The sequence below is a fragment of the Kribbella orskensis genome (assembly GCF_004342085.1).
Taxonomy (GTDB): domain Bacteria; phylum Actinomycetota; class Actinomycetes; order Propionibacteriales; family Kribbellaceae; genus Kribbella; species Kribbella orskensis.
Genome location: NZ_SLWM01000014.1, coordinates 1 through 14,227, shown reverse-complemented (window position 1 = coordinate 14,227; position 14,227 = coordinate 1). Strand labels below are relative to the sequence as shown.

The 14,227-nt window shown below is 69.9% G+C and carries 12 protein-coding genes and 1 pseudogene; 7 read left to right on the top strand and 6 right to left on the bottom strand.

The features are described from left to right. Nucleotides 1-139 precede the first annotated feature (139 nt). On the bottom strand, nt 140-2,116 hold the full coding sequence (locus EV644_RS29410) for an FtsX-like permease family protein (RefSeq protein WP_132192227.1): 1,977 nt from the start codon (nt 2,114-2,116) through the stop codon (nt 140-142). Beyond that, nucleotides 2,116-2,883 carry an ABC transporter ATP-binding protein gene (locus EV644_RS29405; RefSeq protein ID WP_132192226.1) on the bottom strand — a complete coding sequence of 256 codons (768 nt, stop codon included), beginning with the start codon at nt 2,881-2,883 and terminating at the stop codon, nt 2,116-2,118. Before EV644_RS29405 ends, EV644_RS29410 begins: the two co-directional genes overlap by 1 nt. A 109-nt stretch (nt 2,884-2,992) precedes the next feature. Here EV644_RS29405 and EV644_RS29400 point away from each other — a divergent pair, with 109 nt between their 5' ends. The 4 genes from EV644_RS29400 to EV644_RS29385 are packed head-to-tail and all read left to right on the top strand — an operon-like array spanning nt 2,993 to nt 5,913. Further along, nucleotides 2,993-4,363, top strand: coding sequence for a sensor histidine kinase (locus EV644_RS29400; protein ID WP_132192225.1), 1,371 nt, complete (start codon nt 2,993-2,995; stop codon nt 4,361-4,363). Next, nucleotides 4,345-4,998 carry a response regulator transcription factor gene (locus EV644_RS29395; protein WP_132192224.1) on the top strand — a complete coding sequence of 218 codons (654 nt, stop codon included), beginning with the start codon at nt 4,345-4,347 and terminating at the stop codon, nt 4,996-4,998. The genes EV644_RS29400 and EV644_RS29395 overlap by 19 nt, the downstream gene beginning before the upstream one ends. A 46-nt stretch (nt 4,999-5,044) precedes the next feature. Then, nucleotides 5,045-5,458: a CoA-binding protein gene (locus EV644_RS29390; protein ID WP_132192223.1), complete on the top strand. Its 414-nt coding sequence runs from the start codon at nt 5,045-5,047 to the stop codon at nt 5,456-5,458. A gap of 32 nt (nt 5,459-5,490) precedes the next feature. Next, nucleotides 5,491-5,913 carry a TIGR03667 family PPOX class F420-dependent oxidoreductase gene (locus EV644_RS29385; RefSeq protein ID WP_132192222.1) on the top strand — a complete coding sequence of 141 codons (423 nt, stop codon included), beginning with the start codon at nt 5,491-5,493 and terminating at the stop codon, nt 5,911-5,913. Nucleotides 5,914-6,038: 125 nt separating this feature from the next. Here EV644_RS29385 and EV644_RS29380 read toward each other — a convergent pair whose 3' ends face one another. The 4 genes from EV644_RS29380 to EV644_RS29365 form a co-directional block, all read right to left on the bottom strand. Further along, nucleotides 6,039-6,287: a DUF2630 family protein gene (locus tag EV644_RS29380; RefSeq protein ID WP_132192221.1), complete on the bottom strand. Its 249-nt coding sequence runs from the start codon at nt 6,285-6,287 to the stop codon at nt 6,039-6,041. After that, entirely contained in the window at nt 6,284-7,051 is a 768-nt protein-coding gene (locus tag EV644_RS29375) for an ABC transporter permease (protein ID WP_132192220.1), read from the bottom strand. The genes EV644_RS29380 and EV644_RS29375 overlap by 4 nt, the downstream gene beginning before the upstream one ends. Nucleotides 7,052-7,129: 78 nt before the next feature. Continuing rightward, the gene (locus EV644_RS29370) at nt 7,130-8,839 is read right to left on the bottom strand and encodes an AMP-binding protein (RefSeq protein WP_132192219.1); all 1,710 of its coding nucleotides are present in this window, start codon (nt 8,837-8,839) and stop codon (nt 7,130-7,132) included. A gap of 172 nt (nt 8,840-9,011) precedes the next feature. After that, nucleotides 9,012-10,160: an ArsB/NhaD family transporter gene (locus tag EV644_RS29365; protein WP_132192218.1), complete on the bottom strand. Its 1,149-nt coding sequence runs from the start codon at nt 10,158-10,160 to the stop codon at nt 9,012-9,014. A 44-nt stretch (nt 10,161-10,204) separates the two neighbouring features. On the opposite strand from EV644_RS29365, the gene EV644_RS29360 reads away from it, so the two are divergent. The 3 genes and pseudogenes from EV644_RS29360 (at nt 10,205) to EV644_RS46630 (ending at nt 13,695) form a co-directional block, all read left to right on the top strand. After that, the gene (locus EV644_RS29360; RefSeq protein ID WP_132192217.1) at nt 10,205-12,922 is read left to right on the top strand and encodes a bifunctional acetate--CoA ligase family protein/GNAT family N-acetyltransferase; all 2,718 of its coding nucleotides are present in this window, start codon (nt 10,205-10,207) and stop codon (nt 12,920-12,922) included. A 43-nt stretch (nt 12,923-12,965) separates the two neighbouring features. Then, nucleotides 12,966-13,406: pseudogene (locus EV644_RS47885) on the top strand (aminoglycoside phosphotransferase/kinase family protein); the annotation flags it as partial. 46 nt (nt 13,407-13,452) lie between these two features. Next, on the top strand, nt 13,453-13,695 hold the full coding sequence (locus EV644_RS46630) for a hypothetical protein (RefSeq protein ID WP_241998954.1): 243 nt from the start codon (nt 13,453-13,455) through the stop codon (nt 13,693-13,695). The last annotated feature ends 532 nt before the right edge of the window (nt 13,696-14,227 follow it).

Below are 14,227 nucleotides of genomic sequence, written 5' to 3'. Positions count from 1 at the left end.
AGCGCCATTGTCCCTGGTGAGCCCCAGGAACCGCGGCAGCGACCCGGCCTCCACGACGATTCGCCGCCAACCGTACGCCCATCCGCCGACAACAGCCGGTACTCCGCCACGCCCGGGGCGGGTGGAACATCATTCTGGTCTATTCCATTGCGGCGCCGGGGTGGGACCTTCTGAGGATGAACGCGGTCGGCGCCAAAGCGGCTCCGATTGCCAGGATCAGGCAGAGGCCGGCGATCCCGAGCAGTACGGTCCACGGCACGGTCGCGGGCACGTCGCTCATCCCGTCCGTCATGGCGCGGCGGATCAGCACCCCGACCGTGACGGTGATCGCAGTTCCGAGGCTGAGCGCGACCGCGCCCACCAGCGAGGACTCCCACAGCACCATCCGGCGGATCTGAGCGGGCGTCGCACCGAGCAACCGTGAGGTGACGAACTCGTGACGCCGCTGCAGGCTCCCCATCAGCAACGTGTTGGCGATCGCGATCGCGCTGTAGAGCGCGGCTGGCCCGAGCAGCAGGATCAGCCCGAACTGATTCCCTCGCCGCAACCCGTCGCCCTGCGCCTCCTCCCATTCAACAGCCGGTACTGCGCTCGCCCCGGTGCCGGTGAGGCGTTCGTTCAGAGCCGTCACGAGTGCTCCGGAGTCGACACCTTCCGCAGGCAGGATGAACCACTGGCTCGGCGTCGCCTCCGGCGCGTGCTGACGAGCCAGCTCGGGCGGGAGCACCATCGATGCGGTGACCCCCGGCGCGGCTGGGAGGATCGCGACCACCCGCAGCCGGTCCGCCGTACGGTCGAGGTAGGTGACGGTGATCTCGTCGCCGACGCCGTAGCCTTCGAAGCCGGACAGTTCCTTGCTGATGGCAACTGTTTTGCCGGTCAGGTCGGCCAGGTCGCCGGAGATCGGCGAGAGTGCTCGGGTGCGGGTGGCCGCGACGAGGTCGATGCCCTCGGCGGTCTCGACCTCGGCGGAGTCGCCGTCGGTCCGGATCAGGTCGATCGGGATCGCGCCGTCGGCCGCGGCGACGCCGGTCGTCCCGAGAATGCGCTCTCTCACGGCCGCTCCGTGCTCCGGCGCGGTGACGACGATGGGTGCTCGCAGCGTGTCCCGGATGGTCGCGGCGGCTGCGTCCGCGGCGAAGGACAAGGTGAGCACCATCGACCCGGCGATCGCCGAGATGGCGAGGATCGGCGCCGCCAAGGATGCACTGCGGCGGGGCGCCGCGACCACGTTGCTGCGGGCCAGACGCCCGGAGACCCTCGTCCAGGCGACCAGCGGCAGCGCCCACAACCGGCTGATCCACGGCACGACCAGCGGCGCCAGCAACGTCAGCGCGATGACGAGCAACATCGGCGTGAACATGGAGAGCGGTATCACCGCCTCTCCTGTGCCTGGCCGGATCAGAGCGAGCAAGACGACCGAGCCGGCCAGGAAGAGCAGCCCGAAGCCGATCCGCACGACCCCGATCCGTGTCGGCTCCAGCTCCGCCTCGCGGAGAGCGTCGACGGGGCCGACCTTCGCGGCGCGACGAGCGGCCGACCGCGCACCGAGCATGGCCACCACCAGTCCGGCCGAGATGGCGATCAGCAGGGGCACCCACGGGCTCGCCGGTTCGAGCTTCACCGGCGCGAGCTCGGTGTACGACGCCTTGGCGAGCAGCAGGGGAGTCGCCAGTTGGGCCAGTACCGCGCCGGTGACGGCCGCGGCAAGTGCTACCACCAGCGCCTCGCCGAGCACCATCCGGCGGACCTGCCTGGGTGTCGCGCCGATCAGCCGCAGCAGGCCGACCTCACGGCGCCGTGACGCCACTGCGAAGGCGAATGTGCTCGCGATGACGAAGATCGTGATGAAGCCGGAGATCACCGCGACCAGACTGAGTACGACCTGCAGGCCGGACACGTCCGCGCCGGAGAGCGGAACCCTCACCTGCTGCGGCGGATCCGCCTGTGGCAGGTCGACGGTGATGCTCGCGGCGGCCGGCCCGTCGTACGCGACAGTGGCGGCGGTCGCGGTGGCGGCGAGGCCGAGCAGGAAGACGCCGACTGCCAGGGCGACGAAGGATCCCGCGTAGAGAGAGCGGTGCCGGTGGACCGTCTGGCGGCTGAGGAAGAACATCAGCTCTCCAGGTCGCTCATGGCGGCCGCGATCCGGGCCGCGTCGCCGTGGTCGAGGGAGCCGGCGACCAGACCGTCGGAAAGGAACAGCACCCGGTCGGCGAAGGCGGCGGCGACCGGGTCGTGGGTGACCATCACCACCGTCTGGCCGGTGCGGTCGGTTGCCTCGCGCAACAAGGTGAGGACCTGCCGGCTGGTGCTGCTGTCCAGGGCGCCGGTCGGTTCGTCCGCGAAGAAGACGGCCGGTCCGGTGATCAGCGCCCGGGCGATCGCGACGCGCTGCTGCTGTCCACCGGACAACTCGGCCGGACGGCGCTTGGCCTTGCCCTCCAGTCCCACCTGATCGAGGACGCGGTACACGTCCTCGCGGCGCGGCCGGCGCCCGGTCAGCCGGAGGGGTAGAGCGACGTTGTCGTAGACGGTGAGCGAACCGAGCAGGTTGTAGGCCTGGAACACGAACCCCATCTGTTCGCGTCGCAGCTTCGTCAGCGCGACCTCGTCGAGGCCGCCCAGCTCGACACCGCCGAGCATGACCATGCCCTTGGTCGGCTGGTCGAGCCCCGCCGCACACTGAAGCAAGGTGGACTTGCCGGAGCCGGACGCACCCATCACCGCGGTGAAGGAGCCACGGGTGAACTGGTAGGTGACCCCGCGCAGCGCGTCGACCGCGCCGGCCTTGGAGCGGTAGGTCTTGGTGATGCCGTCGAGCAGCAGAGCAGGCGATTCGCTCTGGACGACGAAGGGGCGCGTCGGCGCGGTGCTGGTCATGGTTCCAGCAAAGCCGGATCGGCGCTGCGGATCGCGGGCCTGCGAGAGAGACCAGGGGTAGCGCTCGCGCTACCGACGACGGCCCGCCCGCGGCCCTAGGGTTGGGCGCGTGGAGAGACCGGACGCCGCGTGGGGAGCGCTGGCCTCGAGGCGGTACCTCGTCTCGGCCTGGCCGTGGCGGAGCTATGCCTACCTGCTCAGCTCGGTCCCGGTGGGCGCCCTGACGATCGCCGTGCTGCTGGTGTCCGTGGTGGTCAGCATCGTGCTGAGCCCGATCGTGGTCGGCGTCCTGCTGATGGCTTCCATCCCGCTCTACGGAGTACTGATCGGCATCGTCGAGCGCTGGCGTGCCCGACTGGTGGTCCCAGCGGGGATCGCGAGCCCGCATGCGGCCATTCCCTCGACCTACTCCCGGCGGCAGCGACAGACCTTCCGCCGACGGGAACGCGCCTCGCTGCGCGCCCTCGGCTACGGCCTGCTGCTCGGCGTCTTCCTGTGGCCGCTCAACGTCCTGATCGCCGGAATCTGCGGTACGACTCTGCTTCTCACAGTTGGGGCTCCGGTCATCGCAGCCTACGACCAGATGGGTATGGGGCCGTGGGTTCTCGACAACCCGCGCGAGGGCTTCATCTTCCTCGTCTCGTTCGGGCCGGTGTGGTTCGTCGTCAGCTCGTACGTCGTCGGCGTCCTCGCCGCGGCGGAGTCCGAACTGGCGAAGGCGTTGCTCGGAGCCAGGGAGGAGGAACTCCGCCGCAACCTGGCCGAGCTCCGCCGGTCGCGGCTCGACCTGGTGGACGCGTTCGAGACGGAACGAGCCCGGATCGAGCGGCATCTGCACGACGGGGTTCAGCAGCGACTGGTCGGGCTGACGATGACGCTGGGCCTGGCCGAGCTCGACCTGCCGGAGGGGGAGGGGCGCCGGTTGGTCGTGAAGGCGCATGGTGAGGCCGAGGCTGCGCTGGCGGATCTGCGGGAGGCGGTCCGGGGGATTCATCCGCGCGTCCTGGTCGACCACGGGCTCGAGGCCGCCGTACGGGAGGTGGCGGATCGGAGTCCGCTGCCGGTGACTGTGCGGATGTCGCTGCCGGACAGGTTGCCGGCGCCGATCGAGGCGGCGGCGTACTTCGTCGTCAGCGAGGCGCTCGGGAACGTGGCCAAGCACGCCGCGGCGACGCGGTGCGAGGTGGAGGGCTCGATCGCAGGGGATCGGCTGGTCGTCACGATCACCGACGACGGCATCGGTGGCGCGGTCCTGGGCACCGGGAACGCGACCGGCAACAGCAACGGAGCGGGTCCGGCCGGTGGTGCGGGTCCGGCCGGTGGTGCGGGCCCGGCGGGTGACGCGAGGCCGGCGGGTGGGACGGGGCTGGCTGGGTTGGTGACGCGGTTGGACGCGTTGGGCGGGACACTCGAGCTGACCAGCCCACCTGGTGGACCGACCCGACTGAGGATGGGGTGCCCGTGCCGGCTCGACGACTGAGCATCGTGCTGGCCGAAGACTCGCTGCTGCTCCGCGAGGGTCTCGCGAGCATCCTGGATCGTGCCGGCCACGAAGTACGGGACGCGGTCGGCGACGGGGACACCTTGCTGGCCGTCGTCCGCAAGCAGCCGCCGGACGTCGTGATCACCGACGTCCGGATGCCGCCCGGGCACAGCGACGAGGGGCTGCGGGCCGCGGCCGCGATCCGGGCGGAGTTTCCCCGCATCGGCATCCTCGTGCTGTCCCAGTACGTCGCCGACGCCTACCTCTCGTCGTTGCTCGAGACAACGACCGGGGGGATCGGCTACCTGCTGAAGGACCGGGTCGGGCACGTGACCGAGTTCCTCGCCTCGCTGGACCGGGTGGCGGAAGGCGGCACGGTCGTCGACCCGGAGGTGGTCCGGCAGTTGCTCGCCCGCCGCCGCGACGACGGGCCGCTCGCGGCACTGACCCCGCGCGAGCTCGAAGTACTCGCTCTGATGGCCGAGGGGCGGGTCAACGCCTCGATCGCCGAGCAGTTGGTGGTGAGCGAGGCCGCCGTCCGCAAGCACGTCGGCAACATCTTCGCCAAGCTCCACCTCGACGACGGCCTGGACCGCCGTGTCTCCGCCGTACTGACCTACCTGCGCGGCTGACCTGTCTGTGCGACTGATTCCTTGGGCGGTGGGGGAAGATCGCGGTATGACGTGGGCTGATGAGAGTGACATCCGCAAGGTGCTCGCCGACTGCCAGACCTGGGCGGTGGTCGGGCTGTCGAACAACACCAGCCGGGCGGCGTACGGGGTCGCGCGGTTCCTGCAGGGCCACGGCAAGCGGATCGTGCCGGTGCATCCGTCCGCCGAGACCGTGCACGGCGAGCAGGGTTATGCGTCGCTGGCCGACATCCCGTTCGAGGTGGACTGCGTGGACGTGTTCGTCCGGTCGGAGCTGGCCGGGGCGATCGCGGACGAGGCGGTGGGAATCAACGCGAAGGCGGTCTGGTTCCAGCTGGATGTAGTGGATCCGGACGCCTACTCGCGCACGACGGCGGCGGGGCTGACGATGGTGATGAACCGTTGCCCGGCGATCGAGTGGGGGCGGCTGGGTCCGTCCTGACCGAACGGCTCGACACGGATCGAAGGGTTCAGATGATCACGATCGACACCTCTACCGGCTTCGGCACCCGGATCACCCGGCAACTGGACGAAGAGCTGGTGCTGTGGCTGACCACCGTCGGCAAATCCGGTACGCCGGCTCCGAACCCAGTGTGGTTCGTCTGGAACGGCGAGCGGATCCTCGTCTTCAGCCAGGCCGGCAAGGCGAAGCTGCACAACATCGCGAACAACCCGCGGGTCTCGCTGAACTTCAACGCCACCCACACGGGCGGCGACGTCGGCGTGTTCTCCGGGGACGCGGTGATCGACGACAAGCCGGCCTCCGACGAGGAGCTCGCCGCCTACGCCTCGAAGTACGCCGAAGGCCTGGCGGGGCTGAACATGACGCCGGAGCAGTTCCACCGGGACTACCCGGTGCTGGTCCGGATCACGCTGGACAAGCTCCGCGGGTTCTGACCTCGCGGCCTGGCAGCAACCGGACAGTCCGCGACCCTGCGCGATCGACCGACCACATTCTGAATGCAGTGCTACACCTGGCCCGGGTTCGCCCGTCCTCGCGGCGGGCGAACCCGGTGGTGCGTTCAGTTGATGTAACCCTCGACCACGTCGGCCGAACGGGCCTGCGCGGACTCTGGGTCCTCGCCGTACTCGCGCTTGGCGCGGCGCTGCCGGAGCAGGTCCCAGCACTGGTCCAGCTCGACCTCGAGGGCGCGCAGGCGGGTCCGCTCGTCCTGGTCGTCGGTGCCGCCGGAGGCGTGCTTGGTGCGGAGTTCGTGCTCCTCGGCAACGAGCTCGTCGATGCGGTGGAAGAGGCTCTTGTCGTCGGTCATGGGGAAACGGTACGCCCGTCCGGCAGCGACGCCCGAGCCAGCAACTCGGTCATCATCAGGATCGCCATCGACTCCGCCGCGATCAGCCCGATCAGTACTACGAGCTGCAGCGCGGCGGCGGCAGTCGGTGAGGCTCCGCCGAGCACCATCCCGACGAAGGCGCCGGGCAGCGTCACCAGGCCGACCGTGCGGGTCTGGTCGAGCGCGGGCAGCAGGGCATCCCCGGCCGTCGGCCCTGCGACCAGTTTGAACGCGTCCGGTGGCATCAGCCCGATCGACAGCCCGGCCTCGTACTCCCCGAAGCGCCCGCCGTACTCCGACAGCAGCCGCCGCCCGGCCAGGGTGGTCGCGTTCATCGCGCCGCCGATGATGATGCCGCCCATCGGCAGCAGCGTCTCCGGGTTTCGCGGCACCACCCCGGGCAGCACGAGCAGGAGCAGGACAACGGTCGCGGCGCCGCCGATCGATACCGCGGAGAACGCGTACTGACCCGGGACGACCGCGGTAGACCGGACCCGCCGGGCGCTCGTGATGGTCGCGACCGACAGCATCACCGCGATGAACGCGAGCGCGCCCGGCGTCGACTGCAGTGCGAAGCCGACCACCAGCCCGACCACGGCGAGCTGGACGACCGCCCGCAGGGCCGCCGTGACGATGCCCTTGTCGTGCCGCAGCGCCGCGAATCGCGAGCTCACCACAGCGATCGCGATCAGCAGCGGCAGTACCACCACCGCCGCGATGCCCAAGCCGGTGTCGTAGGACATCCGCTCATTGCAGCACGGCGTACGGCCGAACCGGGTGAGCTCGGCCGGTCAGGCCTGTTCCGGTCAGGCCTGTTCCGATCAGGCCTGTTTGAAGTCCGCCTCGTCGTAGGAGTGCTCGGTCCGCTCGCCGCCGTCGACCTTGGCCGCCTCGTCCGCGCGCAGCTCGACCCGGCGGATCTTGCCCGAGATCGTCTTCGGCAGCTCGGCGAACTCGATCCGCCGGATCCGCTTGTACGGCGCGAGGTGGTCCCGGCAGAACTGCAGGATCTCCCCGGCCAGCTCGCGCGACGGCTCCCGCCCGGCGGCCAGTACGACGTACGCCTTGGGCACCGCGAGCCGGACGGGATCGGGCGACGGGACCACAGCGGCCTCAGCGACGGCCGGGTGCTCGATCAGGACGGACTCCAGCTCGAACGGGGAGATCCGGTAGTCGCTCGCCTTGAAGACGTCGTCGGAGCGGCCGACGTAGGTGATGTAGCCCTCCTCGTCCCGGCTCGCGACGTCGCCGGTGTGGTAGAAACCGCCGCGCATCGACTCCTCGGTGAGCTCCTTCGCGTCGCGGTAGCCGCGCATCAGCGGCACCGGCGGGGGAGCGAGCTCGATGCAGATCTCGCCGTCGTCGCCGACCTCGTCGGTGGTCGGGTCGACCAGGGCGATCGAGTACCCGGGCAGGGGACGGCCCATCGAGCCGAGCTTGACCGGCTGGCCCGGCGGGTTGCCGATCTGCGCGGTCGTCTCGGTCTGCCCGTAGCCGTCGCGGATCGTCACGTCCCAGGCGTTGCGGACCTGCTCGATCACCTCCGGGTTGAGCGGCTCGCCGGCCGAGATGCACTCGCGGATCTGGATCTCGACGGCCGACAGATCCGCCTGGATCAGCATCCGCCAGACGGTCGGCGGTGCGCAGAACGTCGTCACGCCGTACGTCGCCAGCACCTGCAGCATCTTCTCGGCGTCGAAGCGGGTGTAGTTGCAGAGGAAGACGGTCGCACCCGCGTTCCACGGCGCGAAGACGTTGCTCCACGAGTGCTTCGCCCAGCCCGGCGAGGACACGTTGAGGTGGACGTCACCCGGCTGCAGTCCGATCCAGTACATCGTCGACAAGTGCCCGACCGGGTAGCTCACCTGGGTGTGCTCGACCAGCTTCGGCTGACTCGTCGTACCGGAGGTGAAGTAGAGCAGGAGGGAGTCGTGGGCAGCGGTGTCCACCTCGGGCACCGGGCCGTCGTACCCGCGAGAGTCCTCGTAGTCGAGCCAGCCGTCCACGGGTCCACCGATGCCGACGCGGATGCAGTGATCGGCGATACCTTCATAGCGAGGCGCTTCCGAACTGCTCGTCACCACGGCCCGTACTCCGCCACGGGTGATCCGGTCGGCGAGGTCTGCGTCGGTCAGCAGCGTGGTGGCCGGGATCATCACGGCGCCGGCGCGGATACAAGCGAGCATCACCTCCCACAGTGGGATGGTGTTGCCGAGCACGATCAGCACCCGGTCGCCCGGCTGCAGCCCGGCCCCGGTCAGCCAGCCGGCCACCTGGCGCGAGCGCTCGGCCATCTCCGCATAGGTCAGCGAGTTGACCTCGCCGTCCTCCTCCACGATGGTCAGCGCGGCGACCCCGGGTTGCTCGACCGCCAGCGCGTCGAACCAGTCGCAGGCCCAGTTGAAGCGGTCGAACCGGGGCCAGTCGAAGTCGCGGTAGGCGGTCTCGTAGTCCTCGCGGTGCGCGAGCAGGAAGTCGCGCGCTTCGCGAAAGGCACGGGTGGGCTCGGACGTGCTCTGTTCCTCGCTCATGTCTCGCACTATTGCGGACCACCCTCCGAACGGCAACGCGACATCCGGTTGGACTCTGTCGGTGGGAGTGACTACAGTCGAACACATGTTCGATCCCTGGTCTTGTCCGTGGGTCCGATGGCCTCGCCGCCACCGGACGGCCTCAACCTCAGCTGGAGGTCCGCCTTCCCCGTCAGGTGAGGTTGAGGGCCAGGACCGTGCCGGTCAGGACCAGCGGGGTCAGCACCAGGCCGCGCCACAGGAAGGACCACCACGAGATGTGAACGCCGGCGGCGATGCAGCGATCCCGCCAGAGCAGGGTGGCCAGCGCCCCCCAGAGGGTGAGCAGGCAGCCGCAGTTCACCCCGATCAGCAGCAGCATCATCCGCCGGCCTTCCGTCGCGGCCACCGGTTCCATCGCGAGATACGCCGGCAGGTTGTCGACCGCGTTCGCGCCGAGTGCGCCGGTGCCGGTCAGGCGCAGGTCTGCGAGCAGGCCGCCGGGTGTGGTGCCCGCCACGTCGTCGAGTAGATGCTCCAGCCCGTGCGCCGTCAGCGCGGCGACGACCAGGAACAACCCGATGACCGTGACGACCAGACGCCAGGGCAGTAGTGCCCAGGTCAGTTCGGTCGGGCGGCGGACTGCGAACAGTAGAAGGAGCACGAGTGCGCCCGCGCTGGCCGGCCAGGCGACGTTGACACCCGTCACGAAGGCAGGTCCGAGGGCGAGGCAGACCCCGGCGGCTCCCCAGAACAGCACCTTGTCGTCGATCCCGGGCGTCGGCGGTACGACGTAGCTGCGGCGCAGGTCGCGGTGGAACAGCAGGGCCAGTACGACGACGGTGATCAGCACCGCCGCGACTGCCGGTCGCCAGCTCAGGCCCACGTAGTCGCGCAGTCCGAGGCCGAGCTGGTCGAAGCGGTGGAGAGCGAGGAGATTCGTGAGGTTCGAGACGGGGAGCAGCAATGACGCGGTGCCGGCCAGCCAGACGGTGGTGAAGGCGAAGAGCTTGGGCGGGATGTCGAGCTGGCGTGCCATCGCCAGGACCACCGGAGTGAGCAGCACCGCGCAGGTGTCGAGCGACAAGACGATGGTCAGCGCTGTGGCCAGGGTGACGACGAGCAGCCACAAGCGCCAGGTCTTGCCGCGACCGAGGTGGGCAGCCTCCCGGGCGGCGACCTCGAACACCTTGGCCGCGTCGGCGAGACCGGCGATCACCGTGACGGCGACCAGGAAGACCAGAACCGGGGCGATGCGTTCGATCACGGCGGCAGCGTCGTCGGCTGCCAGCAGTCGGGTGAGAAGCGCCACGGCTCCGCCGAGCGCGCTCAACCACCACATGGAATTCCAGGCCTCCGATGCCCCCGTTTGAGTACGCTGGCCGCGTGACCGCGCCGGAGCAGCCTCAGCGACAGGCCCAGTATGCCCCGGCGCACCCAGCGGGCTACCCGGTTGTGTACGAAGCCGACGTGGTGCTGCGCGACGGTGCGACCGCCCACCTGCGGCCGATCACCCCGGACGACGCGGACCTGCTGGTGGCGTTCTATGCGCGCGTCTCGGAGCAGTCGAAGTACTACCGGTTCTTCGCGCCGTACCCGGAGTTGTCCGACCGGGACGTGGCGCGTTTCACCCAGGTCGACTACGTGGACCGGCTGGCGCTGATCGTCCTGGTCGGCGACGACATGATCGGCGTCGGGCGCTACGAGCGAACCGGGCCGCACACGGCCGAGGTCGCGTTCCTGATCGAGGACGCGCACCAGGGCCGGGGCCTGGGACAGCTGCTGCTCGAGCACCTGGCCCAGGCGGCCCGCGAGCACCACATCGCCCGGTTCATCGCCGAGGTGCTGCCGGACAACCGCAAGATGATCACCGTCTTCACCGAGGCCGGCTACAAGGTCGCCCGCGAGTTCGAGGACGGCGTGATCATGGTCGAGTTCGACATCGCTCCCACCGACACCTCCTTCGGCGTGATGCAGGCGCGCGAGCAGCGTTCCGAGGCGCTGTCGATCGCCCGGCTGCTGACCCCCGCGAGCGTGGCGGTGATCGGAGCCAGCCGGCGCGAGGGCACGATCGGCAACGCCCTGCTGCGGAACCTGCGCGACGGCTTCCCCGGCCAGCTGTACGCGGTGAACACCGACACCACCGAGGACCAGATCGACGGCGTACCGGCGTACCCGACGATCCGGGACGTCCACGGGACGGTCGACCTGGCGGTGGTCGCGGTCCGCGCCGAGATGGTCGCGGACGTCATCATCGACTGCGCGGCCAAGGGCGTCCGCGGCCTGGTCGTGGTGTCGAGCGGCTTCGCCGAGGTGGGTGACGAGGGGCGCAAGCTGCAGCGGCAACTGGTCGGCCTGGCCAGGTCGTACGGGATGCGCGTGATCGGGCCGAACGCGCTCGGCGTGATCAACACCGCGCCCGGCGTCTCACTGAACGCGACGCTGTCGCCGCTGATGCCGAGCCGGGGCCGCGTCGCGTTCTTCTGCCAGTCGGGTGCGCTCGGCGTCTCGATCCTGGCGGACATGGTCCGGCGTGGGCTCGGCCTGTCCACCTTCGTCTCGGCCGGCAACCGCGCGGACGTCTCCGGCAACGACCTGATGCAGTACTGGTACTCCGACGAGGGGACCGAGGTCGTCCTGCTCTACCTGGAGTCGCTCGGCAACCCGCGCAAGTTCAGCCGGGTCGCGCGGCGGCTGGCCTGCCGCAAGCCGGTGATCGCGCTGAAGAGCGGCCGGGCCACCCAGGGCGTCCCGCTCGGCCACACCGTCCGGCGCAGTCAATTGCCCTCGGCAACTGTCGACTCGCTGTTCCGGCAGAGCGGGCTGATCGGCGTCGACACGTCCGGGGAGATGTTCGACGTCGCCCAGCTCGTCGCGCACCAGCCGCTGCCCAAGGGCCGCCGGGTCGCGATCGTCAGCAACTCCGACGCGTTGACTCTGCAGGCGCTCGACACCGTCGCCGGGTGCGGGCTGGAAGTCGCGGGCAAGCCGCACACGCTCAACGCGGAGGCCACCGCCGACGAGTTCCGCGATGCACTCGGTGAGGTCTTCGCGGATGACCAGGTCGACTCGGTCGTGGTGATCTTCACCCCGCCGGTCCTCTCGAATGGTGCCGAGGTCGCCCAGGTGCTCGCCGCTGCTGCCGCGGGCTCCGACAAGCCTGTCCTGTCGACGTTCCTCGCCTCGCGCAGCGTGCCCGAGCAACTCCGCGTCCCGGACGAGCACGGCGGCGCCGCCCGCGGCTCGATCCCGTCGTTCTCCTCCCCGCAGTACGCCGTGGGTGCGCTCGCCAAGGCCACCCAGTACGCCGAGTGGCGGCGTCGGGCGGACACCCGGATCCCCGACCTGCACGACATCGACACGGCCGGCGCCGAGGACTTCGTCGCGGAGTTCCTGCAGCGGCATCCTCGCGGCGCCGACCTGGACGACGCAGATCGGCAGCGGTTGCTCAGCTTCTACGACATCAGCGTGCTGCCGGCGTTCCCGGTGCTGTCCGCGGACGAGGCGGTCGCCCGCGCGGCCGACCTCGGCTTCGAGGTGATCCTGAAGGCGACCGCCGAGCAGTGGCGGATGCGCCCGGACCTGGCCGACATCTGGCGTCACATCCACGACGAGGAGGACATGCGGGAGGCCTGGGAGGAGATGACCCAGACCTTCGGCGTGGCGTCGGACCCGGCCCGAGCGCAGTTCGTCGTCCAGAAGATGGCGCCGCCCGGCGTACCGGTGGTGATCTCCGCGATCGAGGACGTGTCCTACGGCCCTGTGGTGTCGTTCGGCCTGTCGGGCGTCGCGACAGATCTGCTGGGGGACCGCTCGTACCGGATGCCGCCGCTGACGACGGTCGACGCCGCCGAGATGGTCCGCGAGGTGCGCGCCGCGCCGTTGCTCTACGGCTACCGCGGCTCGGACCCGGTCGACATCCCCGCCATCGAGAACCTCGTCCACCGAGTCTCCCGCCTGACGCTCGAACTCGAGGAGGTCGTCCGCCTGGACCTCCGCTCAGTCCTCGTCGCCGCCCAAGGAGCCACTGTCTTGGACACCTCCATCCGGATAGCACCCAACGAAAAGCCCCGGCAAGACGCGCCCGCCCGCCGCCTCACCTGATGCCGGCTGGAGTGAGCCGATCGCCACGGCCGATGGCGACTACGTGGTCGAGCATGACGGCGGCTGGTGGCGGTTGTACGAGTGGGTCGACGGCGAGCTGCCTGCCAGGGGAGATGTCAGCGCCACCAGTTGGCTGGCTGCGCAGCTGGGCCGCATCCATTCGCCCGACTGGCACGGCTCGGTTCACGAGACCGCTGACGTCGTGCCCTTCTACCACCGGGTCGATGTCGACTGGCCGGCGGTGGTGGGCGTGGCCGAGCGTGCCGAAGTCAGCTGGGCGTCGACTCTGCGCGGGCTGGTGCCGAGGCTGTGCGAGCTGACGGAGTCGGTGAACGGTGCGCCGATCGGCGAGCAGATCTGGTGTCACAGGGATCTGAAGAACATGAACGTACTGCGGGCAGTCAACGGCAAGGGTCACGCCTCCGGCAGTTCTGTTCACTGGCTCGTCGACTGGGACAACGTTGGTCTGCTAACACCGTGGCGGGAGCTTGGATCTGTACTGCTGCGGCATGTCGCCAACGAGAAACAGCGTGCGCCAGATCGTCGACGCCTACCGCTCGACCGACGGCACTGCCCGGATCGGCGGCCCGGAATGTTTCGCCACCGGTCTGGCGATCGCCCTCAACTTCCTCCACGGCCAGGCGAACTCGGCCATGAACGAGGACCTGGACGACTCCCACCGCCGGTTCGCAGCAGGCGAGGTGCCCCCACTGCTGGAGTCCCTCCCCGACCTGACCTCCCTCGAGCAAGCTATTCAGCCAACACGCTGGTAGTGGGCCAGGGCTGAGCCGAGCCGTGCAGTCACGGCGCCGCCAGCGTGCTGCCCGGAGTGCTCAGCAGCCGGCCAGCACCGTCACAGCGGCGGAGCTGCCTGGAGTGCTCAGCAGCCGGCCAGCTCCGTCACAGCGGCGGAAGGCTGTTGCGCCTCGCTGCACAGGTGGTTGCCGCTAGCATCAAACCGGCCGCGAACGCGACCGCCTGACTCGCCCCGCCGCAAACGCGACCGCCTGGCTCGCCCGCCGGGACCGCGGCAGCCAGCACACCTTCCCAGCTCAGCCGGCTGGCCCGCACCGCTGGGCCGACCGAAGATGTCGAGCTCGCCTTCCCCTGCCTCGCCCCCACCTCGCCCGATCCCGCCCCGCCCTGCCTCGCCCTCATTCGCCTCGGCTGATCCCGCTCCACACCGCCCATCTCACCCCTCCTCACGCCGCTGCGTCTCCCGACTCCCACGTGAACTGCCTATAGTCCCGTTCCGCCCAGCCTTCTCGCTGGGTCCACAGGTGCGGTGGGTTGTGGACAACTCGT